At 41.4% G+C, this 24,649-nt stretch carries 21 protein-coding genes and 1 pseudogene; 8 read left to right on the top strand and 14 right to left on the bottom strand.

Annotated elements, in window-relative coordinates; genetic code table 11:
- Positions 1–174 precede the first annotated feature (174 nt).
- Positions 175–2,697, top strand: coding sequence for a CPBP family glutamic-type intramembrane protease (locus V7K69_RS21035; RefSeq protein WP_442936170.1), 2,523 nt, complete (start codon positions 175–177; stop codon positions 2,695–2,697).
- A 158-nt stretch (positions 2,698–2,855) separates the two neighbouring features.
- On the opposite strand, the gene V7K69_RS21030 is transcribed toward V7K69_RS21035, so the two are convergent.
- On the bottom strand, positions 2,856–3,272 hold the full coding sequence (locus tag V7K69_RS21030; RefSeq protein ID WP_041566493.1) for a universal stress protein: 417 nt from the start codon (positions 3,270–3,272) through the stop codon (positions 2,856–2,858).
- Positions 3,273–3,361: 89 nt separating this feature from the next.
- Here V7K69_RS21030 and V7K69_RS21025 point away from each other — a divergent pair, with 89 nt between their 5' ends.
- Positions 3,362–4,564, top strand: coding sequence for a phosphoglycerate kinase (locus V7K69_RS21025; protein ID WP_163928698.1), 1,203 nt, complete (start codon positions 3,362–3,364; stop codon positions 4,562–4,564).
- Positions 4,565–4,689: 125 nt separating this feature from the next.
- On the opposite strand, the pseudogene V7K69_RS21020 reads toward V7K69_RS21025, so the two are convergent.
- From V7K69_RS21020 to V7K69_RS21010, 3 genes and pseudogenes are all read right to left on the bottom strand, one after another.
- A pseudogene (locus V7K69_RS21020) lies at positions 4,690–4,827 on the bottom strand (IS982 family transposase); the annotation flags it as partial.
- A gap of 109 nt (positions 4,828–4,936) precedes the next feature.
- The gene (locus V7K69_RS21015; RefSeq protein WP_335037832.1) at positions 4,937–7,384 is read right to left on the bottom strand and encodes an S-layer family protein; all 2,448 of its coding nucleotides are present in this window, start codon (positions 7,382–7,384) and stop codon (positions 4,937–4,939) included.
- Between the two features lie 320 nt (positions 7,385–7,704).
- Entirely contained in the window at positions 7,705–9,015 is a 1,311-nt protein-coding gene (locus V7K69_RS21010) for an ABC transporter ATP-binding protein (RefSeq protein ID WP_335037830.1), read from the bottom strand.
- Between the two features lie 174 nt (positions 9,016–9,189).
- Between V7K69_RS21010 and V7K69_RS21005 the strand changes: the two genes are divergently transcribed.
- Positions 9,190–10,446, top strand: a complete 1,257-nt coding sequence (locus V7K69_RS21005; protein ID WP_335037828.1) for an FAD-dependent oxidoreductase — start codon at positions 9,190–9,192, stop codon at positions 10,444–10,446.
- Positions 10,447–10,718: 272 nt separating this feature from the next.
- The gene (locus V7K69_RS21000; protein WP_335037826.1) at positions 10,719–11,288 is read left to right on the top strand and encodes a single-stranded DNA-binding protein; all 570 of its coding nucleotides are present in this window, start codon (positions 10,719–10,721) and stop codon (positions 11,286–11,288) included.
- Positions 11,289–11,492: 204 nt separating this feature from the next.
- Here the strand turns inward: V7K69_RS21000 and V7K69_RS20995 are convergent, their stop codons facing one another.
- The 3 genes from V7K69_RS20995 to V7K69_RS20985 form a co-directional block, all read right to left on the bottom strand.
- Positions 11,493–11,762, bottom strand: a complete 270-nt coding sequence (locus V7K69_RS20995; RefSeq protein WP_335037824.1) for a type II toxin-antitoxin system RelE/ParE family toxin — start codon at positions 11,760–11,762, stop codon at positions 11,493–11,495.
- Positions 11,750–11,980 (bottom strand): hypothetical protein, encoded by a 231-nt coding sequence (locus tag V7K69_RS20990; protein WP_335037822.1) that lies wholly within the window; start codon positions 11,978–11,980, stop codon positions 11,750–11,752. The genes V7K69_RS20995 and V7K69_RS20990 overlap by 13 nt, the downstream gene beginning before the upstream one ends.
- A gap of 109 nt (positions 11,981–12,089) precedes the next feature.
- Positions 12,090–12,218 carry a hypothetical protein gene (locus V7K69_RS20985; protein WP_335037820.1) on the bottom strand — a complete coding sequence of 43 codons (129 nt, stop codon included), beginning with the start codon at positions 12,216–12,218 and terminating at the stop codon, positions 12,090–12,092.
- 145 nt (positions 12,219–12,363) lie between these two features.
- Here V7K69_RS20985 and V7K69_RS20980 point away from each other — a divergent pair, with 145 nt between their 5' ends.
- Positions 12,364–14,229, top strand: a complete 1,866-nt coding sequence (locus V7K69_RS20980) for an ABC transporter ATP-binding protein (RefSeq protein WP_335037817.1) — start codon at positions 12,364–12,366, stop codon at positions 14,227–14,229.
- A 227-nt stretch (positions 14,230–14,456) separates the two neighbouring features.
- On the opposite strand, the gene ureG is transcribed toward V7K69_RS20980, so the two are convergent.
- The 3 genes from ureG to ureE all read right to left on the bottom strand — a co-directional run bounded on the left by ureG (position 14,457) and on the right by ureE (position 16,243).
- A complete protein-coding gene (ureG, locus tag V7K69_RS20975; RefSeq protein WP_335037887.1) occupies positions 14,457–15,053 on the bottom strand; it encodes an urease accessory protein UreG in 597 nt (198 codons plus the stop codon).
- Between the two features lie 79 nt (positions 15,054–15,132).
- Positions 15,133–15,825 (bottom strand): urease accessory protein UreF, encoded by a 693-nt coding sequence (locus tag V7K69_RS20970; RefSeq protein WP_335037815.1) that lies wholly within the window; start codon positions 15,823–15,825, stop codon positions 15,133–15,135.
- Complete coding sequence (gene ureE, locus V7K69_RS20965; protein WP_335037813.1) at positions 15,800–16,243, bottom strand: urease accessory protein UreE; 444 nt, start codon at positions 16,241–16,243, stop codon at positions 15,800–15,802. Before ureE ends, V7K69_RS20970 begins: the two co-directional genes overlap by 26 nt.
- Before the next feature lie 287 nt (positions 16,244–16,530).
- Between ureE and V7K69_RS20960 the strand changes: the two genes are divergently transcribed.
- Positions 16,531–16,677, top strand: a complete 147-nt coding sequence (locus V7K69_RS20960; protein WP_335037809.1) for a hypothetical protein — start codon at positions 16,531–16,533, stop codon at positions 16,675–16,677.
- 23 nt (positions 16,678–16,700) lie between these two features.
- Positions 16,701–16,829 (top strand): hypothetical protein, encoded by a 129-nt coding sequence (locus tag V7K69_RS20955; protein WP_335037807.1) that lies wholly within the window; start codon positions 16,701–16,703, stop codon positions 16,827–16,829.
- 226 nt (positions 16,830–17,055) lie between these two features.
- Here the strand turns inward: V7K69_RS20955 and V7K69_RS20950 are convergent, their stop codons facing one another.
- On the bottom strand, positions 17,056–18,819 hold the full coding sequence (locus V7K69_RS20950; RefSeq protein WP_442936171.1) for a PAS domain-containing sensor histidine kinase: 1,764 nt from the start codon (positions 18,817–18,819) through the stop codon (positions 17,056–17,058).
- A gap of 64 nt (positions 18,820–18,883) precedes the next feature.
- Positions 18,884–21,496, bottom strand: a complete 2,613-nt coding sequence (locus tag V7K69_RS20945) for a sensor histidine kinase (RefSeq protein ID WP_335037885.1) — start codon at positions 21,494–21,496, stop codon at positions 18,884–18,886.
- A gap of 649 nt (positions 21,497–22,145) precedes the next feature.
- On the opposite strand from V7K69_RS20945, the gene V7K69_RS20940 reads away from it, so the two are divergent.
- Complete coding sequence (locus tag V7K69_RS20940) at positions 22,146–22,271, top strand: ATP-binding protein (protein ID WP_335037883.1); 126 nt, start codon at positions 22,146–22,148, stop codon at positions 22,269–22,271.
- Between the two features lie 115 nt (positions 22,272–22,386).
- Here the strand turns inward: V7K69_RS20940 and V7K69_RS20935 are convergent, their stop codons facing one another.
- Both V7K69_RS20935 and V7K69_RS20930 read right to left on the bottom strand, forming a co-directional pair.
- Positions 22,387–23,793: a lysophospholipid acyltransferase family protein gene (locus tag V7K69_RS20935; RefSeq protein ID WP_335037803.1), complete on the bottom strand. Its 1,407-nt coding sequence runs from the start codon at positions 23,791–23,793 to the stop codon at positions 22,387–22,389.
- 131 nt (positions 23,794–23,924) lie between these two features.
- Positions 23,925–24,371 carry a DUF2127 domain-containing protein gene (locus tag V7K69_RS20930; RefSeq protein ID WP_335037800.1) on the bottom strand — a complete coding sequence of 149 codons (447 nt, stop codon included), beginning with the start codon at positions 24,369–24,371 and terminating at the stop codon, positions 23,925–23,927.
- Positions 24,372–24,649 lie beyond the last annotated feature (278 nt).

Below are 24,649 nucleotides of genomic sequence, written 5' to 3'. Positions count from 1 at the left end.
ACGGCAGAGACTCAAAACTAGTACCGCAAGGCGGAATTAAAAATTAAAAATTAAAAATTAAAAATGAATGCGGCATAAGGGTTTCGTTGATTTGGAATGATTGGTTTATTTCCGCCGTGTTGTACTAGTATATTTAGAGTAAGATTATCAGCAAGTTTTATTTGCTGATAATATATGATTTTCTGGGGATTAAGTCGAAAAGCAAGGTTACTATTTACGAGATTTTTACTGCTAGTGTTCATTGCAGTAATTGTGTTGTGGCAACTCTCTCCAACACAACCCCAGTTAGTACAGCAAGAAAGCAATTACGCGATCCATATTCAACAAAACTTTAATCAATCTGCTTTTTATCCCATTTCCCAAATTCCATCTACAAACCTTTACAAACCTATTAGCGATTGGGTAGGAAGGTTAATTTTACCAACAAAACAGCAATTACAAGATGGTTTGGATTGGGTATGGATGGAAGTACAATATGCACCACCTACAGCACAAAAATTGGTAGGTAAAATTGTGCGTTTGCAGTGGAAAGATAATAAATATTTGCTTGCTTTGCGTCAAGCAGTAACGCGAGATATAAATTTCACTCCTGAAGTGATTAAAAGTCAAAAACAAGGAAACATTCATCCTTTTCGACTAAATGGAGTTCGTCAGGTAGGGATTTTACGCTCTTTGGCTGCTGCAAACCCTGATGATGAAACAATTGTTGTTTTAGATTCAAGTACAATTATTGATGCAAATCAAGAAAAATCTATTTTGCAAATTGAACGCGAACCTATTTTGGCAACTGGTAGATTTTATGGATTGGTCAAAATAATTAAACCGACTAGTTTATCTTCAAAACTAAAGCAGTATAACGATTATTTTTTAGTAAAGCATTATAATGCTAATTTCAATAACTTTGATGGTCTTGAAGAAACTATTCGCATTCCTCAACAAGTAATAGATTTGCGAAATTTTGCTCCTTCAAGTTTGCAGCAAATCGAGCGATCGCCTGCGGGTGAAGATGGGTGGTATATTTATGGCGCTGCCGATGCAAAGGGCGTATTTACGGTACGCGCGCTTGCACCTCGTTCTCTGTTGCAAATTCAACCTCGTCAAATTATTACTGGTAAGGAATTAGGGCTAAATTACATTCAAGATATAAATTGGCAAAATACGGAGAAAAATAAAGGTCAATTCAATACTGTATTATTAAAACCTGGAGAAACACAAAATTCACTTAATCGATCTATATCAACATGGCAAGAAGGGAATAAAGCTATTGTCTTACACCTATTTGGTGGAATTAGCGGACGTAAAGCTGAAGCATTGGGAGTACCTTATACTATCACCGGACATTTTGCTTTTGGAATTGCAGAAGTTGTCCGCGACAAGTTTACTAATGAATTACGTTTCGAGACTAAATACCACCAAATTTATGCCCATAACCCCGATGGAATTATTGCCGGAACGCATACATGGGCTGATTATATGGGTAATTTACAACGTGGTTGGCTGGCAACACGTCCAGTATCAGATATTCTGATCAAATTCGACCCTGTAACGCAGGATTATGATTTTGATGGTGTCAAACTTTCGCCTTTAGAACAATTCCAGCAACAATTACAGGTAACAATGGCACGTTATCGGGTTGGTGATGGAACTGGTGGTGCAATAGTATCACCTGCTACCTCATGTGTCCAAGACGCAAGCCAAGCACTTTATGCGGCAATACTGGCAATTAAAAACCAAGTTACTACAACTCCTCAAATTCAAACTTGGATACGCGCCAACCCCAATCATCCGCAAACATTACGCTTTCAGCAGCTAGTTGAATTAGGTAAATCTTTGGAACAACAATTAGCACCCTTGGGTATAGTTCGCGCTGATTGGCAAAGTCAGGCAGCTATACTCGCAGGTACGGGCAGAGGAAAAACGACGAAACCATTTCAAGATGGTAGTATTTGGGCTGGTTTGACAACATGGCGAACAATAATGCCTAGACTTGCACACGACGACCTTGCTGCAATATTTTTAAAACATGGTGCAATTATGCAAGTATTGCGAACCAATCAAGTAGGTGGTTGGGAACCTAATATTACACCCATTGCACCAACAGCACTTTTGGGGCAAATCAAGATTCCTTTTACGAATATTTCACCACTTTCAATTCTTTTAAATCGCACTTTAGCGTCATTAGTAGTTCCGAGGTTAAAAGATTGGTTAGTTGTTGTTATACTGCTGATAATTTATAGTATTATTGCTCTACCTTATGGTTGGAAGTTTGGATTTTTACAAATAGAATTGTGGTCTGCAAATTGGATTGATAAATTTTTGTTAATATTGCGTTGTTTATTTTTACCTGCAATTCTTGAAGAACTTTTGTTTCGCGTTTTTTTGCTTCCTCATCCTAGCGAAATTACCAGTTGGTTACAATGGTCTTTGTGGGCAATAGTGAGTTTATTATTATTTATTTTGTATCATCCATTGAATGCTAAAACATTTTTTAAAGCTGGAATTCCCACATTTTATAATCATGTTTTTCTGGTTTTAGCTGCATTTTTGGGAATTATCTGTACTGTTGCATATACCCTAACCGGATCTTTGTTTGCGATCGTTTTAATTCACTGGATTGTTGTAGTAGTTTGGTTAATTGTTTTTGGAGGAATCAGAAAATTAGATAATAATCAAAAAATTCAGAACGCTAAGGTTTAAGGAGGCAGGAGGTAGGAGTCAATAATGCTTGGTTAAGGCTAAAACTTGATGCCTGCATTTAGCACCACTAAAACTAAGACTACCTTCTCTGCTTTGTTGTAACAACCGCAGAAATTTTTTTAGCGATCGCACTACAATTAATATTCCGCAACACACTGCTAAGGCACAATCAGCACTGGGCAAGGGGAAAGGTTAATCACGCGAGTGGTAACACTATCATCCGCTCCCTCTTCAGTCAAGCCTAGCCCCCGGCAGCCCATAATAATTAAATCAGCCCCAATTTCATCAGCGACATCGCAGATAGTAAAAGCTGGTTTACCTTGCCTTTCCAGAATTTCAGATTGAATTCCTTGCCCAGAAAATAAAGATTGGGCATTTTCTAGCAGTTTTGCAACTACTTCTGGTGAGACCATCGGATCTGCACTAGGCGCATCTGGGGCATCTGGAGGCGGTTCTTCTACCACAGACAGCAGCACCAAGCGACTGCTGTACTTTTTGACTACGTTGGTAACAACATCAGCAGCTTCCCGCGTTTCCCGGCTTTGATCGATAGGAAATAGTACTGTCTTAAATATCTCTGTCACTTGGGTACCCCTGACTCCGGTAAAATCTTGATGGTTCTACTTTCAAAACAATAACAAAAAGGCAATCAGGAGAGTTTGGTGTGTCCAAAAAAAGTTTAGCAAGTTTATCTTCAGCTGATATATCTGGGAAACGTGCCTTAGTGCGGGTTGACTTTAACGTGCCTGTGGACGATCAAGGCAAGATTACCGACGATACTCGCATTCGTGCCGCTCTCCCAACCATCCAAGATTTAACGCAGAAGGGTGCTAAAGTCATTCTCGCAAGTCATTTTGGCCGTCCCAAGGGTGTGGATGACAAATTACGCCTAACTCCCGTTGCCAAGCGTCTCTCTGAGTTACTAGGGCAAGAAGTCATTAAAACTGATGACTCCATTGGCGATGAAGTTGCAGCGAAAGTTGCCGCTTTGCAAAATGGCCAAGTGCTATTACTAGAAAATGTCCGTTTTTATCCAGAAGAAGAGAAAAACGACCCAGAATTTGCCAAAAAATTGGCAGCTAATGCTGATTTTTATGTCAATGATGCTTTTGGTACTGCACACCGCGCCCATGCTTCTACTGAAGGTGTGACTAAATTCCTCAGCCCTTCTGTGGCTGGATATTTGGTTGAGAAGGAATTGCAATATCTGCAAAACGCTATTGAAAATCCCCAACGTCCTTTGGCGGCAATTATTGGCGGTTCCAAAGTTTCCAGCAAAATTGGCGTAATTGAAACCCTGCTGGAGAAGTGCGACAAGCTGATTATTGGCGGTGGGATGATTTTCACCTTCTACAAAGCCCGTGGTTTGAGTGTTGGTAAGTCGTTGGTAGAAGAAGACAAGCTAGAACTAGCGAAGTCTTTGGAAGCTAAGGCTAAAGAACGTGGCGTTGCTTTATTGCTGCCCACAGATGTGGTATTGGCAGATAACTTTGCCCCAGATGCCAATTCTCAAACCGTTAGCATTGAGAATATCCCCGATGGTTGGATGGGTTTGGATATTGGGCCAGACTCGGTGAAATTTTTCCAAGAAGCCCTTGCAGATACCAAAACGGTAATTTGGAACGGGCCAATGGGTGTATTTGAGTTTGATAAGTTTGCAGCAGGTACGGAAGCGATCGCTCATACTCTCGCTGAAATTGGTAAAACTGGTACAACAACCATCATTGGTGGTGGTGACTCAGTAGCGGCTGTGGAAAAGGTTGGTTTAGCAGACCAAATGAGCCATATTTCCACCGGCGGCGGCGCTAGCTTGGAGTTACTTGAAGGCAAAGTATTGCCTGGAATTGCAGCTTTAGATGATGCGTAAGTAAAAAATGGGGAATGGGGAACGGGAAATAAGATTAAAAATATTATTTTCCAATCCCAATCCCCAATGCCCAATCCTCAGTACCCGATCCCCAATCCCCAATCCCTAAATAACCTGAGTTCGGGTTAAACATCTGAAGATAAAAGCCACTCAAGTTGAAGGCTAGGTTTCTTAGGTTGGTGGCAATAAGCAATTAATCCGCATAGAACATTAACACAAAAATTAACGGGACTACGATGTCTGGAATGGTCACACATGAAAATTGCACCTATGAAGCCAAACTCAAAAAAAGTTAATTTCATCAACCCATCTCTATTTTTATACACCGTATTTATTTTCCCCATACCAGTAAAATTAGTAACATTTAACTAGTTATATTGAACTTTTGGGAATAGCAGCACAGCTTAATGATGGTTGCATAGATGTAGGAGACTGGGCTGCAACGAGTTCAATTTTGCCTTGGGCATTACGTCGCCAAGAAGTAGCTTGGACAAGGACTTCTGGAGATTTTTGTGTTTGGGCTATAACTACGTTAGTTTTATTTTGGAATGCAGAGACATCACGGGTATCAGACCAAGTGCGATCGATGATAACTTCTTGTGTGGGATTTTGCGGCACACCACCGCGTCCGGTGGCGACAAAACTACTACCATTGGTATTAGAACAACCACTTGCTATTTGCTGCGATTGATCGGTGACATTGGCTGGTAATTCAACTAAACCAGAATTGGGGTCAACGCCAACGTTATTGACTTCGACTGTACCATTTACCCCAAATTGCGAACTAGCGGTAATATCACTTTCTGGGGTAAGTTGATTGCGAAACTCTAAGCCAAAGATGCCCCCAGTAGTAATGTTGATATTGCCACCATTACCATTCAAAGCATTGGCAATGATATCGCTGTTTTCAAAACCACCGATAATTGGCGAGTTAATGGTGATGTTGCCACCATTTCCCGTACCTAAAGACTCAGTATCTATTTTGCTACCATGACGCATAATCAAAGAGTCTTTTAAATTAATTGTAATATCACCACCTTCTCCAGATTTAGTCGCAGCAGTAATACCACCTTTGCTATCGAGAAAAATCGAATTAGCATTGACTTTTAAGCTGCCAGCATTTCCCATACCATCATTTTTTACTGTCACCTGCGCTCCATTCATGACTCGTAACACAGGTGTGTTAATAGTCACGTTTCCCGATTTTCCTGTTGGTGCAGGAGGAAGCCTTAAAGTTTTACGCAATGATTCATCTAAGAGATTTGCAGAAGAGATAATTAAACTCGGATTGATTGAACCCGGTACAGTTCCATTGACTTCGATAAATTCTCCAGCATTAATCGTTACACTACCCGCATTGCCGCTTGCAGCACCCGAAGAATCGACTCGTCCACCATCACGAATTGTTAATCGATCTGTATTTATAAGTAAATTACCAGCATTACCTTGCCCTAAACTTCCAGCAGTAATTACGCTAGCGACAAAATTACTTGTGATTCCACTTACTTCAATTGATTTTGTATTGATATTGACATTTCCACCATCTCCAGGAGAGGTCGTAATCGAAGAGACTCTCGAACCATCTAAAACGATTAAATCATTTGTAGATAGGATCACATCCCCAGCCCTTTTAGAACTAAAAGTACTAGTTTCGATATTACTTGTCCGTGTTAGATTTAATGGATCAGCTTCTAACTTAATTGATTCAGATGCCTTGACAATAATATTACTCCCCTGACTATTTATTGCCCTACTGGAAATGCCTTGTCCTCCTGATAATTTCAAGCGTTGGGTCGAAATATTAATATCCCCAATTAAACCAACTAGGCTTTCGGTATAAATAGCACTATACTCATTCAGGTTTGGATGTAGACCGCTTACTTCTAAGGATTCAACTGCATTAATACTAATACCACCAGATGGTTTGAGTCCAAGGTTTTGAATAATCACCTTGGAGCCATTATCTAAGGATATATTTCCTCCTTGTAAGCGAATCGAACCACCACCAGCAGCTAAAGCATCAATAATTGCTTGGTCTAATTTTATATCTCCAAATTTTGATACCTTTTCATAACCAAGTTGCCATCCTTCTGATGTGGACTGCAAGTCGATCGCACCTTCTTTGACACTTGCAAGTTCGATATTTCCAGAACTAGTGGAAATTCGACTACCCACCATCGAAATATTGCTACCTAATAAAGTCAGAGTTTTTCCTGGCTTTACTTGTAAGTTAGATTCACTAGTCGCACGCAGAACGGAATTACTCAATCGCTCAAAACCATAACCAGAACCATTAAATGCAATCGCACCTGGATTACTTCCCATTTGCAATCCTATAGGTACACTGACAGTTAATAATGGCGTATTTTGGGGATTAACTGCACTAAATTCAAATCCATCAGCAAATTTGATGCTATTAGCAGTTGTGCCGACAAAAGAACCACCAATATTTAAGCTGGCATTGGCACCAAAAATAATGCCTGCGGGGTTGAGTAAAAATAAATTGGCATTACCATTAGCGCTGATAGAACCATTAATGTTGGAAACACTACCGCCAGTTACACGACTAAAAATATTTTGAATATCGGTAGCATTATCGAATGATGCAGAGCCATTGCTAGGAATAGAGAATTGACTGAAACTATGAAATAAATTATTGCCGACCCTAGTGCCACCAGTAATGTTGTAACTATTACTTCCAGACACAGCACTGCTGAGAGTACTATCGGGTGTGACTTGTGCTTGAACATGGCTGTTACCAATAGCCAAGATGTAGACTGCACCAATTAAACCTAAGTTAGCAAAAGTTACTTTCATCATCCAAACTTGTAATTATCTACCTTGTGTCTAGTCTTCCCAAGGTGAAGTTTGCTATGGAGGTGGCTGTGTAATGTTATGGTGAGTTTTTTTCAGCTTTTATGAACAGCAGCACAATCTAATGGGGTTGAGTTAGGCATCACCATGCCAATTTTCCCGTTTTGGCACGGTGATACTACATTTCTTTAAAAGCACCGACGGTAAAGCATTGAGCCACCGATTAGCCAAAGCGCGATCGCTTCTGGTACGGGAAATAGAATTGGTAAAATTCCAATTAGCTTAACGATTTTTCTTCAAAAATTTAGTATTAGATGCGGATACTTTTAAGGAAATATTGCTAACTGGGTTTCTGGGTCAAAAAAGTGAATTTTCTCTGGAGTTAGAGATAACCATAGTTGCTCACCAGGTTGTACAAGACGATCTGGTGGGATTCGCACTTGTAAGGAATTGGCTGTAGTCGCAGGCTGAGAACCCGGTTCGGCAATCTTAACAGCGAGAAAGGAATCGTTGCCGAGATTCTCTACCAAATCTACTTGCACTGGTAGATTTTTGGTGGCTGGCATACTCAAGTTCAAGTGTTCTGGACGAATGCCTAAAATTAGAGTTTTCCCATCGTACTTTTGTAAAGCTTTTCCCCAAACTTCTGGCAGGGTGAAACGCAACTGGGAATGAGTAATCAACTGCGGGGCATGAAATTCTACAGGAATAAAATTCATCGGTGGTGAACCAATGAACTCTGCTACAAAAAGATTGGCAGGGCGGTTGTAAAGTTCTAAAGGAGAAGCAACTTGTTGAATTTTACCCTCAGACATAATCGCAATGCGATCGCCCATTGTCATCGCTTCTGTTTGATCGTGGGTAACGTAAATTGTCGTTGTCCCCAGTTGGCGCTGCAATTTTACAATTTGGGCGCGGGTTTCTGCCCGTAGTTTGGCATCTAAGTTAGAAAGCGGCTCATCCATTAAAAACACTTGCGGGTCACGCGCGATCGCTCTTCCCAGTGCAACCCGTTGTCTTTGTCCCCCAGATAACTGTTTGGGTAAGCGGTTCAGCAACGTTTCAATTTGTAACAGTTGGGCAACACTACGCACCTGCTGATCCACCGCCCGTTCTTTCTCGGAAGTGTAGCGCAATCCTTTAGGTAACTTTCTTGTCGCCCCCACGAAAAGATTTTCTGCCCACTTTCGAAGATAAGGGGATGAGGGAGTAATTTCTCTCCCTGCTTCCCCTGTCCCAAAACGGCGGCGTAACCCAAAAGCGATGTTGTCATACACCGTCATGTGGGGATAGAGGGCGTAATTTTGAAACACCATTGCGATGTCGCGTTCTTTTGGTGGTAGATCATTGATTAAGCGATCGCCTACCCAGATATTACCGCCAGTCATCGTTTCTAACCCAGCAATTAACCGTAGCAAGGTGCTTTTCCCACAACCAGAAGGGCCTACCAGCACCATAAACTCGCCATCTGCGATCGTCAGGTTAATCCGCCGCAAGACGTTAACACTTCCCGCACGTTCTTGCGCTGCATCAGTTTTCTCCCCAGGTGTGGAGGAAGATTGGTTTTGTGAGGTAACACCTTCGCCTTTACGTGAGGAAAAACTTTTATAAACGTTTTCTAAAATAACTTGGGACACAACTAATTATTTGATTGGGAATTGGGAATTGGGAATTGGAGGATAATTACGACTGACTAATGACAGTTTAGCGCCCATAATACACGTTCTCTGTAAATACGAAAAGTTAACAAAATAGTTTGCACCATCAAAAGCAAACTACGCTAGATTTTAGGGCTGTCAGGAGGTGTTGTTATGACTACCGATTTACCTCAAAATCTTTCCTCAGAGCCAAGTATTAACCCTGTCCATGACATTGTAGACGTACAAACCACAGATTGTTGCATTGTGGGTGGGGGCCCAGCCGGAGCAGTTTTGGCGCTGTTGTTAGTGCGTCAAGGGATTTCGGTGATGCTGCTGGAAGCACACAAAGACTTCGATCGCGATTTTCGCGGCGATACCATTCATCCATCGGTGATGGAAATTATGGAAGAATTGGGACTTAGCGATCGCTTGCTAGAACTCCCCCATGCCAAAATGCGCCAAATTAGGTTTAAAACACCTGAAGATACTGTCACTTTGGCAGATTTTAGTCACCTAAAAACCCGCTACCCCTACATTACAATGCTTCCCCAGGTGAAATTCCTGAAGTTCATCACCCAAGAAGCACAAAAATATCCTAGTTTCCATCTGGTAATGGGTGCGAATGTGCAAGAATTAATTGCCGAAAATGGCGAAATTCAAGGTGTCCGCTATCGGGTAAGTGGTGGTTGGCATGAAGTCCGGGCAATACTGACGGTGGGTGCAGACGGTCGCCACTCACGTTTACGCCACCTGGGTGAGTTTGAATCCATCGAAACCTCGCCACCAATGGATGTCCTCTGGTTTCGCCTACCGCGTCAGCCAGAAGACTCAGAGGGGGGAATGGGGCGCTTTGGTCAAGGTAAAATCATCGCTATGCTTGACCGTGGTGATGAGTGGCAAGTTGCTTATGTCATCCCCAAAGGAGGCTATCAAAAACTGCGGGCTGAGGGCTTGGAGGAATTAAAAAAATCTGTTGTGGAAGTAGTGCCAGAATTCCAGCAACGCATCCAAAATTTACATGACTGGTCACAAATAGCTTTTCTTTCGGTCGAGTCCAGTCGCGTTAAACGCTGGTATCATCCGGGACTCTTACTCATCGGTGATGCTGCTCATATAATGTCCCCCGTGGGTGGAGTTGGGATTAACTACGCGATTCAAGATGCTGTCGTCGCCGCGAATGTACTTAGTAAACCACTAAAAAACCGACAAGTACAACTTAGCGACCTAGCAAAAGTACAACGTCAACGCGAGTTGCCCACACGCATCATTCAGGCGTTTCAAACTTTTATCCAGAAACGGGTATTTGCGCCAGTTCTCACCTCAAATCGCACCTTTGTACCACCTGGATTTTTACGCTTACCCATCTTGCGCGACCTACCAGCCAGGTTAATCGCCTTCGGTGTTTTCCCCTCTCACGTCAAGACTTAATTTTTGCCAATAATTTTTTCTCTTTCTTAAATTAGTGGTACAATTATACTACTCAATGCAGAATTGAATGCTCAATTTAGTCAAGCGAGAGTTGCGGACGGCATACTTAATGCTGTTCAAAGCGATCGCTTGGCTTTTATGCTAGAAAGGACTAAAAACTCAGGCATTATTAAAAAATGCAAACAATTAAACATATCTAGATATTAATTGGCGCTACATAGAAAAACCCCAACTTTTTCAATCAGTACTTTTTGCAGTCAGGAGTAATTTTAATGAACAGCTGCGTTTTGATGGCGGAAATTATTAACGAGCCGCAACTCCGCTATACAGCCGATAATTTGGGAGTTACGGAAATGCTGGTGCAGTTTCCCAATTCCCTGAAACCAGAAGATCCGCCAGCCACTCTGAAAGTTGTCGGGTGGGGGAATTTAGCGACAGAAATTCAGCAAAAATACCACCAAGGCGATCGCGTCATCCTGGTAGGACGTTTAGGCATGAATACTGTTGCGATGGAAGGTTTTAAAGAAAAACGCGCTGAATTGACAGTGCAACAAATTCAACCTGTTGGAGGTAGTTTTAATACCGATCCATTGCCTTCTGCAACCGCAACTCCATCATTCACTGAAACTGCTCCACGACAACCATCAGCATCTCGTCCTCCCCAGAAAGAAGTTAACACTTACGAGTCACCACGTCCAGCGCCTACTCCGGCTGCAAATCCTGTTGGCGTTGCTCCCCAAGCCACAAGTTACGAACCCGTACCCCAATCTACAAATTATGAGCGAACCACTTATCCAGCAGTGAAAGCGGAAGAACCAGATCCAGATGATATTCCCTTCTAAAGTTGTTAGTTAAGCGTGTATTCAATTTGTTAACCAACATCACAATTAGACAATTTCTATAAATAGCCATCCTTTAGGGTGTGCTATTTTTTTGTCTGCGTTGACACTTTTCGTCTTGTCGTGAGACATGGCTTTAGCTATCGAACAGTTAGAGATAGAGAATTTTAATCTTTAAATCCTAAGCTTCAGCCTCTACTTTGCATTTTAATAGACTTCATCATGGCTATCAATATCAATCAATAAAATAACCATTTCTAACAACTTTTCATCCTCAGAGAAATTAAAGATAATTCTACAATCATAAGCAACAGAGCAAGACCATAAACCCGCCAAATTTCCTGTTAGCTTATGAGACTTCAAAGATGGTGTAAATGGATCATCTGCCAAAAGCCTTAATACATTAACAATTTGATTCTTGTGGGTTTTTCTTTGTAATCTTCCTAAAAGAGCGATTAAATCGACTACTCCAGACAACTTCTATCATCATCTCCGAGTAAATCAGCGATCAAATCATCAACACTTCCTCTATGAGCTGTCCCATCCTTAAAAGCCTGCATTACTTCCTGAGCATTAGCCAAAATTTCAACCCGCCGATTCTCAATTCGTTGCTGGCGAAGAAACTCAAATAAATACTCTCGATCTTCTGTGGGCAAACTTTCAATAGAATTAATAATTTCTTGTAAAGTCATCATAGAACCTTCTAATCAAGTAAATCCTACCTTTACTAACTCTATTTTAATCTCTATTTCCATTGCCTCAGCTTCTTACATTTTGTCAATTTTGGCAATAGTATGATATGATTCAAGCCGCAGTAAGGGCAAATGTTTCTGGAGGGCAGAAGCAGTGATTAGCGTAAGCGTAGCCCGCCGCAGGCATCGCCAGGGCAATCATAACTACACTCATGAGCTGATCGCAATTTGCAGAAGTCACAAGCAGTTCCATATCGCAGATACGTGTATATTGTGGAAGTATGTGAAAAACAGCCAAAAAGTGTAAAAATCAAATTTACCGACACATAGATCAAAACTATTGTTAAAATCTAATAATTTTAAGTTAATATTCCTACCCAACTCCTATGAGAGAAACTGTCCTAGAGGTTCGCAATCTCCAAGTTGAATTTCCCGGTGATGGCAACATTGTCAGAGCTTTGGATGGTATTTCCTTTGGGCTGCATCGAGGTGAAACTCTAGGAATAGTAGGAGAATCGGGGAGTGGTAAATCAGTGACAGCCCTAGCTGTGATGGGTTTGTTGCAAACTCCCGGTATAGTTACTGGCGGTGAAATCTGGTTTCGTCCTCAAGAGAATGGCAACCCTATCGATTTGGTAAAATTGCCTCCTGAGCAAATGCAGTTACACCGGGGTGGCGACATCGCCATGATTTTTCAAGAACCGATGAGTTCGCTCAATCCAGTTTATAACATCGGGTTTCAGCTAACAGAAGCGATTATGCGGCATCAAAAGGTGTCAGCAGCCCAAGCACGACAAATTGCGATCGCAGGTCTACAAGAGGTTAAACTTCTACCTAGTGATGAGGAGATCCAACAGCAGTATACCGAAACTTCATCGAAACCAGAACCATCAAAGTTGGCACAGCTGGTTAAAGAACACAAAGAAGCCATGCTAGAACGCTACCCCCATGAACTTTCTGGGGGTCAGTTGCAACGGGTAATGATTGCAATGGCAATTTCTTGCAACCCATTAATCTTAATTGCTGATGAACCAACCACAGCTTTGGATGTGACGGTGCAAGCGACTATTTTGGACTTGTTGCGAGAATTGCAGCAAAGTCGTGATATGGCAATGATTTTCATCACCCACGATTTGGGGCTAATTTCAGAAATTGCTGACCAAGTAGCGGTGATGTATAAAGGCAAAGTTGTCGAATCTGGTACATCTGGGCAAATATTCAGCAGTCCCAAGCATCCATATACTAAAGGTTTGATAGCTTGTCGCCCCACACTCAACCGCCGTCCGCAAAAATTACTCACCGTTTCCGATTACATGAGTACAGAAGAGACAGCAACGGGACAAGTAGTAATTCAGGCGAAAGAACCTGCACTACCTATAGAAGTCACAACCGAAGAGATTGCTGCAAGATTGGCAAACTTCAATGAAAAGGAACCCCTGCTGCAAATCCGCAACCTGAAAGTTGGTTTTCCAGTGCGCGGGGTATTTGGTGGGACAAAACGCTACAATATGGCGGTTAATGGCGTTTCTTTTGATGTCAAGCCAGGAGAAACATTAGGTTTGGTGGGAGAATCTGGTTGTGGTAAAACCACCCTTGGTAGAACCTTGCTGCGCTTAATTGAACCGATGAGTGGTCAGATTATCTTTGAGAAACAAGATATTACTAGCCTCAAAGGAGAACGGTTGCAAAAATTGCGGCGGGAAATGCAAATAGTCTTCCAAAATCCTTTTAGTTCCCTCGATCCCCGGATGAAGGTTGGGGACGCGGTGATGGAACCTTTGTTAATTCACGCCGTTGGGAAGACAAAGCAACAAAGACGGCAACGGGTAGTTGAACTCTTAGAACGGGTGGGGTTGAGTGCAGATGCGATGAACCGCTATCCTCATCAGTTTTCTGGCGGTCAACGTCAACGAATTTGCATAGCCCGTTCTTTGGCCTTAAATCCTAAGTTTATCATCTGCGATGAATCAGTTTCAGCGCTGGATGTTTCTGTACAGGCGCAGGTATTAAATCTTCTCAAAGAGTTACAGTCAGATTTTCAGCTTACTTATATCTTTATTTCTCACGATTTAAGTGTGGTGAAATTTATGAGCGATCGCATTTTAGTCATGAATCGCGGTCAAATTGTTGAAGAAGGCACAGCCGAAAGCATCTACCAAGAACCTAAAGAAGAATATACGCAAAAATTAATTGCTGCAATTCCTACGGGTAGTGCTGAACGGGTGCGAAGTCGGCATCTACGGGCTTTATAGTTAAAAGGGCGGTTATAAACCAATATAGTTCAGTTAAGCATTTCTTTCTTCTCTTTCTTTGCGTTCTACCCTGCGGGAAGCCACTTCGTGTCTATGCGTCCTTCTCTAACGAGACGCTGCGCGAATGCGGTTCGTTAAAAAAATAGTTGTGAAAATTCGAATTGTCCAGATACCCGACTTCTTTGAGAAGTCGGGTATCTGATTTTTCGTGGGTTATAAAATTCTTTTTAACAAATATTTGTGCAAACAAAGTTAATTACATCTGCAAGTCCTGACTGAGTTTTTAAATTAGTAAAAATAAAAGGTTTATCGCCGCGCATTTTTTTAGCATCTCGTTCCATCACATTTAAATCTGCACCAACATAAGGCGCTAAATCAGTTTTGTTAATCACCAACAAATCAGACTTGGTAATGCCTGGCCCGCCTTTGCGGGGAATTTTATCACCAGCCGCAACATCAATGACATAAATTGTTAAATCCACCAATTCGGGACTAAAGGTAGCAGCTAAGTTATCGCCACCACTTTCCAAAAATACCAAATCTAAATCGAGAAAACGTTCCTCTAATTGTTCAATTGCCGCCAAATTCATCGAAGCATCTTCACGGATAGCGGTGTGAGGACAACCGCCAGTTTCTACACCCAAAATGCGATCGCTAGCCAACGCCTGAGAACGCACTAAAAACTGAGCATCCTCCTGAGTATAGATATCATTCGTCACCACCGCAATCTGATACTGCTCACGCAATCCCTTACACAAAGCATCCACCAAAGCCGTCTTCCCCGAACCCACTGGCCCAGCAACCCCTACTCGAAATGCGTTTATTGTCATTTGTCATTTGTCCTTTGTCATTGGTACATAGTTATTAGTCCTTAATTTTTTCCCAATTCCCCATTCCTCATGACTAACTCCTAAACAATCTTGTATACTGCGTCTCATGCTGCATACTCGCCAGCGACAAACCCCAACTACAACAGGCGAGTTCATCATCCTGTAAGTTTAGAATTTCTAGCGCCGCAGTGCTAAATAATGGTTGCAAATCTAGCAATAACTGCTGTCCTGCTGTTTGGCCAAGGGGAATGAGTTTCACGCCAGCAGTAATTAAATTACTTGCCCAACTATGCAGATATGCGAGTAATGCGGCTTGGATGCTAATTTGCCAATGAGCAACGGCAATACCAAAAGCGATCGCATAATTGCAAGGATTCCCGACAGCATTGGTAATAGGTATAATCTGCGGTTCTAGTTTACCAAGTAATTGGATGAGCGATCGCCCCATTTGCCAACTAGAGGCGCGTAATTCTTCTGTTTCCCTAGCAGCCGATAACCACAGATTCCAACGGCATAGAGACTCTAAATCATTCATTTTTGCGGATTGCTGCGATCGTACCATCACCGCCGCCTCTAACCGAATTGCCCCATAGAGTAACTCTGCTTTTAACCAATCTTTGAGATTTGTCTGGTTAGCGATCGTACCATTTTCCACCAACATTTCTAAGCCTTCAGAATAGCTATATGCTCCCACAGGTAAAGCGGGGCTAGCCAACTGTAAAATACTCAAAAGATGACTATCAGTGAGCATGATGGTGTTGTCCATAAGCTCCTAATTCTGGCTGAAATGGTAAAATTTCTTCTTTTATTTCTAACCCCAGTTGTTCTAACATCGCGCGTAAAACCGAATCTGAGGACAAGCGTAAATAAGTTGGGGTAATTTCTACAGGTACATGGCGATTTCCTAAATGATATGCTGCCCGTAATAATAAAATTGATGTTTGTGCAAAGGCAGTCAAAACTAGTTCTGGTTTAGCAGTAATTCTAATTAAACTGTTATGGGTTTCTTCTAGCAGAATATCACCATCGTGTAAAACAGTTCCTCTGGGTAAATGTAAAAACACAATACCATCTTCCGTTTCAAAGCGATGACGGCTGCGGGTGCGTTCTTCTGCTGTCAGAGCCAGAGTAAAAGTAACTGCTGCATCGCAATTAGGTGGTTTAAGTTGGGTAAATGTCAGCATACAGAGTTTTGTTTGAAATTTTGCTTTTCATTATGGTTCTAATTTAAATACCATAACTGCCTTGCCCGAAGGAAAGATAAAATTAAGCAAAGAAGGCAAGCAAGCCAAACGGGGACAATTATGAACCAAGCGATTGAGGGAGTACGCTGGACAATTCACGATTTAGAGCTTCTACCCGAAAATGAGTGGACGCGCTATGAAATTATTATTCGACCGAACTTTGAAACTATGGTTAGTTTCTACACGAAAATGTCTCCAAACTTTATGTAGGACATCAAGACCCCGTTATGGTGGCGCAGTTTAGTCAAGATGCTCAGTTTATTGTTAGCGGTAGTTTAGATCGTAATCTGAAACTTTGGCATATTTCTACAGGAGAATGTTATCAAACTTTGCTAAGTCACTCAGAGCTTGTTTATAGTTTAGTAGTAGCTTAGACGAAACCATCAAAGTCTGGGATTTGCAAACTGGTAAATATGAGCAAACTTGGAGAGCGCCTCGCCCTTATGAAGGTATGAGGCTGGAAGAAATTCAAGGGTTAACAGAAGCTCAATTAGCAACTTTACAGGCTTTAGGCGCTGCTCCCTAGTAATCTATGCAAGTAGATGAAACACTTCTTAAACATCTCTTTGTTCTCTGACTCTGTGCGCTCTGCGCCTCTGTGGTTCGTTCCTTTTCCTTTCAAACTTCGTTTAACACAATACGCTTGGGTTAAGCGCTACTTGTACAAAATTGTGGGTTTTGAGACGCGATAAATCGCCGTCTCTACAAGGGTTTTGATCTTATCTGTGTATTGTCGTTTAACAGACTACTAGTCAGCTAATAGGTAATGTAAACCAGAAAGTTGCCCCTGCATCTAATACACTATTCACCCCAATTTCACCGCCGTGAGCATTGATGATTTGCTTACATAAATATAAGCCCAATCCCAAACTTACAGAATTGCGGATATTTGCGCCCCGAAAGTAAAGGTCAAAAAGTCGATCGCTTTGTTGTTGACTAATGCCCACGCCGTTATCACTAACGGTACAATAAATCATGCCATCCTGAGGGGTAGCATTGATTGTTAATAGCAATCCAGGAGGATTGTGTTTGAGAGAATTGACAATTAAGTTAGAAAAAACTCGCCATAGTTGCGTGGGATCTGCATTCACTAATGGCAAATCTGCGGATACTAGATTTGTCAGCTTGGCTTGATTTTGCTCTAGCAATGGTTCCAAATCAGCGATCGCAGCTTCGACAACTGTCAGTAATTGTACAGGCTGACGTTGCAAAACCACACCTTGCACTTCGCTGATATGAGCTTCCATCAACGAATTAATTAAGTTCAGTTGGCGATCGCTACTTTGAATCATCCGCTCTAAAATTGAGCGGGAAATCGAAATATTTTCCTCTGGATGTGCAAGCAGGTTTCTCAGCACCATTAAACTACCCAGTACTGGATTGCGTAAGTCGTGGGAAACTGCATGGAAAAATACTCGTAGTTCTTCTTCAGTTTGTTTGCGTTGAGTAATATCTTCAATCAAACCTTCGTAGTAAAGCAGTTTTCCCTGTTCGTCACGCACTGCGTAAGCTTTTTCCGAAATCCAGACAATACTCCCGTCTCGGCGATAAATTTGAGACTCAAACTCAGAAATGCTGCCATACTTTTCCATCAGCCTCACAAATTCGGCGCGGCGGTTTGGATCAACATACAATTGTTGAATATCAGTGGAATGTGCTGTCACCTCCTCCGCTAAAGAGTAGCCATAAATGCTTGCTAAAGCAGGATTTGCCGTAATATAACGTCCATCAGGACTGCTTTGAAAAATCCCTTCAACTGCGTTTTCAAAAATAGTGCGATATTTAGTTTCTGCAACCTTGAGTTTTTGATATGCAAATTCCAGTTCTTGACGGGCGTAAAACTCAGAACGTTGTAGGCGATCATATAGATAAACACCAATGTCACATATAGCACAAAACCAAAAAATGTATAGAAGAAATGTCACACTATATATTTCTGGGTGTTCCGGGACTGGTGTCTTTAGTCCAAGTGCCGTATTTACACCAAAATAGTAAACTAGCACACCCACTTGAGACAGCAAGTGAACAATCCAGCAGACTGGCATTAATATAGCTTGGCTCAAGAAGAGTAGTGACCAACCGATAGCATCGGGTAGTGCAAAACCTCTTAGGGTGGCAAACAACTGTGATGCGAGACTAATTGCCCAAGAAGACCCCAAAAATAATAAATCTGGACGATTACGGCCTAATTTAGTTTTATGTAAGGCAAAGCAGATTAGTATACTCAGAAGCATTGCAATATTGATTACAAGGCGTTGAGTTCTAAGTATTTCTGGCAGACTTTCCAACTCTTTTAAAGAGAACAAAAAGCCGTAAATGTCTCGCAAAGTAAAAGACAACAAACAAATCAGCGCCAGCCATAACCATAAACGCAATCTCTGCCACAAAAAACGGTTACGCCAAGCTCTGTAAAGAGTAGTGGTTTCATCTGTTGTTGGTGCAGAAAAGGTTTTTCTCCACCAGCTTTGCACTGTTGTAAATGGAGTAGCTATTAGCATCCAAGCAACTTTGCCCATACCGTCGAGGGTGTTTCCTTTACTCAACATTGCTATAAATAACACCCTCTCATTTTTTGGTGATTTATGGGCAATTTGTTGCGGATGAAGTGAAGAGAGGTAATGTAAACCAGAAAGTTAACCCGCGCTTGCGGTTACTAATAACACCGATTTTACCGCCATGTGCCTTAATAACTTTCCGACAAAGATACATTTTTAAGCCAATGCTGGTAGAACAACAATCTTGAGGATCGCGGACATGAAGATCGAAAAGGCGATCGCACTCTAGTTTACTCATTACTACACCATCATCTTGAATCTGAGTGCGAATCATTCCTTCCTCAATGCTGGCACTAAGAATAAAATTTAATCCTGGTGGATTATTTTGCAAGCTATGGGTGATTAAAGTTACCAAAACTTTCTGCAACAGAGTCCCATCTGCCATTACTAACGGTAAATCTGCGGGAACCAAATTCTTCAGAGTCGCTTGATTTTGTGTCAACACAGGTTCCAAGTGGGTGACTGTTCCTCCCAGCACGGTGCTAAGTTGCACAGGTTCATGTTTGATCTCAATACCCTGTTGTTCGCAGGAATTAATTTCTAACAATGAGTTTATCATCGCCAACTGGCGATCGTTGCCTTGAATCATCCGCTCGATTATTGAGCGAGATACTGGAATTGGGAATTGGGCAGAAGAGGCAGAGGGGCAGGGTGCAGGGGGCAGAGGAGAGGGATTTTCCCCTTGCTCCCTGCTCCCCTGCTCCCCTACTTCCCCACTCCCCACTTTTTGATTTAACAAATTCTTTAACACCATTAAGTTACCCATTACCGAAGTTCGTAAATCGTGGGCAACTGTATGCAAAACAACATCTTTTATCCGATCCAGTTTTTCAAATTCTTGCATTTTCTGCTGCAACTGTGCTGTTCGTTCTTCGACTTGTTGTTCTAAATTAGTGTTAAGTTCTGCAAGTTTTTGGTATATCTGGCTTTGCTGAATAGCGATCGCTACTTGTTCTGACATCTGTTGTAACAAATCAATTTCTATTGGCTGCCAATGACGCGAACCTGAGCATTGATTGGCAATTAACGCACCAAATAATTCATTACCTAGCATCAGTGGTACTGCCAAGCTAGCCTTTGTTTGAAATTTTTGATAGTGTGCTTTAACTTTGGGAGATACTGCTATTTGTGTAATATCTTCAACAACACGCACAAGATTATCTTTTAGTAAGTTTCTCAATTCTTGTAAATAAGCTTCATCATTAGTAGACCAACCTAAGACTGATGGATACTGAGGATCTACTGATTCAGCAAGGGTTCTGACTCCTAACTTGGCATTATTTAAACCAATGAAAACTCGATCTGCTTGTAGAAATTGCCTAACTTCCGTTACGGTGGTTTGCAGAATTTCCTCTAAGTTAAGGGAAGACCGAATTCGCACTAGAGTTTCTGCCAACAAGCGATCGCGTTGTGCTGCTAGGCGGAATTGCGCTTCTACTTGCTTGCGTTCTGTAATGTCATGATGGACTGCTAGGATCGAAGGGATATTATCTAAATCGATGATTTCGGCTGAAAGCAGCGTTGTAATTATCTTGCCAGACTTTTGCCGAAATTCAAATTCTAAGTTGCGAACAACTCCTGTGCTTTGTAACTCATGTAACAAATTTAGGCGATCGCGATCGTCTACCCATAGATTTAATTCAAAGGAAGTTTTACCAATCGCCTCATCTCGCTCATAACCTGAGAGTTTGACAAAACTGTCGTTAACTTCGATGAACCGTCCTTCTTGCAGCGTACTAATAGTAATTGAATCGGGACTGCAACTAAAAGCTTTAGCAAATTTTTGAGCAAGATTTTGTAAGCTGACTTCTGCTTGTTTACGTTCTGTAATATCTCGGACAATTGCTAGTACCTCATCTTCACCACTCACTACCAACCGCGCCTCATAATCTCTGACTCCCAAAGGCGTTGCTAGTTGATATTCGCAAGTTTGCAAAGTTCCAGAATCTAAAGTTTTAGCGATCGCTTCCAGGCTAATTGCTGCAACATCACTAGGCAATAACTCTTGCACGCGTTTGCCAACTATTTCTTCTCTCGAAAGAGTGACATTTGCTCCCTCACTTTTCAAATCGAGATACTCGGCATCGCGGCTAATGCGAAACATCAAATCGGGAATAGCATCTAAAATTGCTTTATACCGAGTCTCGCTCTCTTGCAATTTTTCTTCGGCTTGTTTTCGGTCTGTAATGTCCATGACTAAGCCATTCCAAAGAAAATCGCCTGTTTCTTGTCGTTCGGGTTGCGAAGTACCTTGAATCCACTTCAGTTTGCCACTAGGCGTAATGATGCGACCTTCCCAATGCCAAGGTTTAAAAGTGGTACTACAAACAGTAATAGATTCTGTAAAAGCTTTTATATCCTGTGGATGAATCAATTTGTATAGCACCTGAAAGTCTGCCTGTACAGCTTCTGGTTTTAATTCATACAAATATTCACAACCAGAACTAATATAAGGGATAAACACAGAGCCATCCTGCCGTTGCAGAATTTGGAAAATCATCCCCGGTAAATTGGCAGCAATTGTTTCCAATAGAGCGATCTTCTCTGGCTGGAAATCTGGTGATTTGACAATTTCATCCACTCTTTGAACCTTTGATATATAAGCAATTGACATAATATTCAAGGCAATCATAGCCATTATGAGACTTTTTTGGCTGTTGGCGTTATCACTAACAGCAGAAAAAGTTCCTCTACTTTCAGAGTAGTTCTGGATGCAGCGATCGCATTCACCCAATCGGGTGAACCAGTTGTCCAAAAACCATCAGTTCACGATTGCTGTATATGAATAGCGGGATGTTTAGTCCGTGCTGAGTGAAGTTAAGGTAAAGGTTTAAGACCCAGGTTGAATTTCTTAATTTTAGTTGCTATGTTCAGGAGGAATTTCAATCCTCTTCTGAACACGAAGCTAATCATCAATCAAGTTGCATCATTGTTTCTTGGCGTAGAGTGGTTTGCTTGCTCTCATTCCCTCCTTTTTAAGTAGGGTTAGGGAAGATCAAAGCCTTAATCCAAGGTATTGTTCTATATACAACTAAAAGGGTATCAGCTTATCCCTATATTCTTGAAAAGCAAACCCTAATTTCAGGAATAATAACTATATATAGGAATCCGGTTTGATTACTGAAATCAATTGCGTAGGTAGGCAATAGGCAAGAGTATTTCAGAAGATTAAGGTGTACCGAATTTTTTTTAAAAATCAAATACGAGTCCTATATGTGCATGATAAAAGTCAAATTTTTGACAAGCAATCTTGATTATGGAGAGCATAACCGTGACAACAGCAATTCCTGAAGCTTATAGGATTAGCGATCGCTCGACAAATTATAGTTGAAGAACATGAAGGTACTTTAAAAGTGGATTCTACTTTTGGACAAGGCTCTGAGTTTGAGATAACACTACCAATCGGGAATTGATATCACTATAGGCCAATACAGTTCAGATAAGACCAAAATACTTGTAGAGACGGCGATTTATCGCGTCTCAAAAACTTACCGCGTTTACTTGTGCATAAGCCCTATTTATTTACGCCTAGTTAATCATTTTCTCTAAAGCAATTTGCAAATCTTTTGTCAAATCGCTTACACCTTGTCTAGCTGCATAGCGATCGCCTTGAGAATTGCGAAAGCGTTCAGTAACTGAAATTGGCTCTCCCACAGTGATGTGTGCCTTTCGCAAACCTAAGCGAGGTCGCCCTGGAAGTGTTGTATCTTGAATTCGAGAAAGCATATCGAATACAAGTAAAGCTGTTTCTGCAAACCTTTCTGCTGTCGGTTTTTCTTGAATATAAGTAGCTGTGACTGCAACAAAACTTTCCACTATCCTCATGTGTCGCATTCGCAAGTCTGCTTCTTCAGCAATCCAGTCTGCCAAACCGCGTTTAAAGGGTGGTAAAGCATTGATATCTGGCAAATCTTCCCGGTAAATGTAATTCCAACCAGCCTCTTCTAAGCGGCGACAACGGTCAATAAAATTCCCCTGTGACTGAACTCCAAAATATTGCTCAGTAACTTGTAAAGCCTTGTCCAGTAAGCGATTAAGTCGGACAATTAATATCTGATTTAGGCTAGCAGATTCATCAGTTGAGATGGTTTTTGGGATGTCTTGATGATAGAAGCGACGATAAAATTCTTCCATCTCAGTAATGAGATATTCAGCCAATCTACAGAGGCGTTGATAGTAAATCTCTTCTTGAGTACCCGGATCAATTTCCTTAACTGCCAAGCCGCTATCAGCTTCCAACTTACTCAACAGCCAATCTAGTTTAGACCAAGGTGGCTCGACGTAGCGATACTGAATAGCGATCGGCACAATAATCACAGTTTCAGTGCGATTGGCTTTTTGTAAATCTTCTACACACCAGAACCCCATTTGAGCAACACCTGGTTCCAGTGGGCTAACAATACCACTATGACCATTAGTACCGCCTTCTGGCGCTACTGCGATCGGTAGTTCGCCATTAGCAAATAACTCTCGTGCAGTTTGGATTGCTTGCCGATCTAGTCGTCTACCCCGATGAACCGGCACACCTCCCACCCGTGAAAATAACCAACCTAGCCAATTTCCAGCCCAAACCGTCATACCCCGGTCATAGAGAAAATAACTGTGAACAAGGGATTGCAGTAAAATACCTTCCTCACGGGCAACTCGTGGCACAATACGGGAAAGCAAATACAGCATACACAGAGGATCTTCCACCTCTGGGTGACGGAATGCTAACAAAAAGCGAATTTTCCCAGCCTGGAATTGTTGATAAAGTTCAGCTAATACCTCAACATTCTTGGCTTCAATACCGACAATCCCAGCCGTTAACCAAGGGCGAGTACGAAACCGTAGTGCGATCGGCAGTAACCACCGAACAATCTGGAGTACCAACGGGTTAAACCGTTGAGTAATAAATTTTAGTGGTGGTTGAGTAGACTGAATCGATCTAGGCAAGTCGCTCTCCAGATTGTGTTTTTAGCGATTGTACAACGTACTGAGTGAAAAGATTCATAAGTACTAATTCTTAATCAAGACTCAGCACTAAGAAACTCTTCAAAGATAGGTCATAAGTATCAAATAAAAAATTACTTTGGATGTTTAGGAAAATTTCGGAGTAAATATCCAAATACAGCTAAATTTAACAAAAATACGAATATTTTTATAAGAGATATTCCCCGAATTAATTCATAAACTTCTGGTGGGATACTGATACCGACAAGTCCCAATACTAAGACATGGGCCCAACGCTTCTCGTACCACAAACCAACAGCTTCAATAGTAGTAACAATAGCATAAACTCCTGCTCCAATGCCACTAAATGCCAAAGTTCTAGGATTTAAGTTGATAATTTTATTTAAAATCAAATCAATAATTATTGATTTACCTTCTAAAACATAATTTTCTGAGAAAGCCTCTAGAGTTTGATAATTTTTTAATGTCAATAATAAAGCGATGGAAGTAACCATAAGTAGCGAAGCTGCAAATGATTTGTAGACAACAATTGCCACTAACCCCAATGGACGCTTTTTCAAACAACCCCCTAAAAGTATATATAAGTCAAACTTGCATTGAGTGGCTCTGGATGATACCAACTAAGACATTTATTGTAGCAACTCTTTATCGTCCCATGTTTCCACTTTTTGTAATCCTAAATTAAGTGTTAATACTAAGTAAGTTGACACAATAAAATCAGAAAAATAAATTAGCCTAAAACCCTTGGGAGCATCCACTTTTGGCAGAAACACTTAAATAGCAAGCAAACCATTGAGATAAGCACAACGAACAGAAAGAATTTGGTTGACACTCTCAA

The sequence above is a fragment of the Nostoc sp. genome, from assembly GCF_036917775.1.
In the GTDB taxonomy this organism is placed as follows: domain Bacteria; phylum Cyanobacteriota; class Cyanobacteriia; order Cyanobacteriales; family Nostocaceae; genus Nostoc.
The sequence above is the reverse complement of the archived record's forward strand: the minus strand, read 5'-3'. Positions and strand labels throughout refer to the sequence as shown.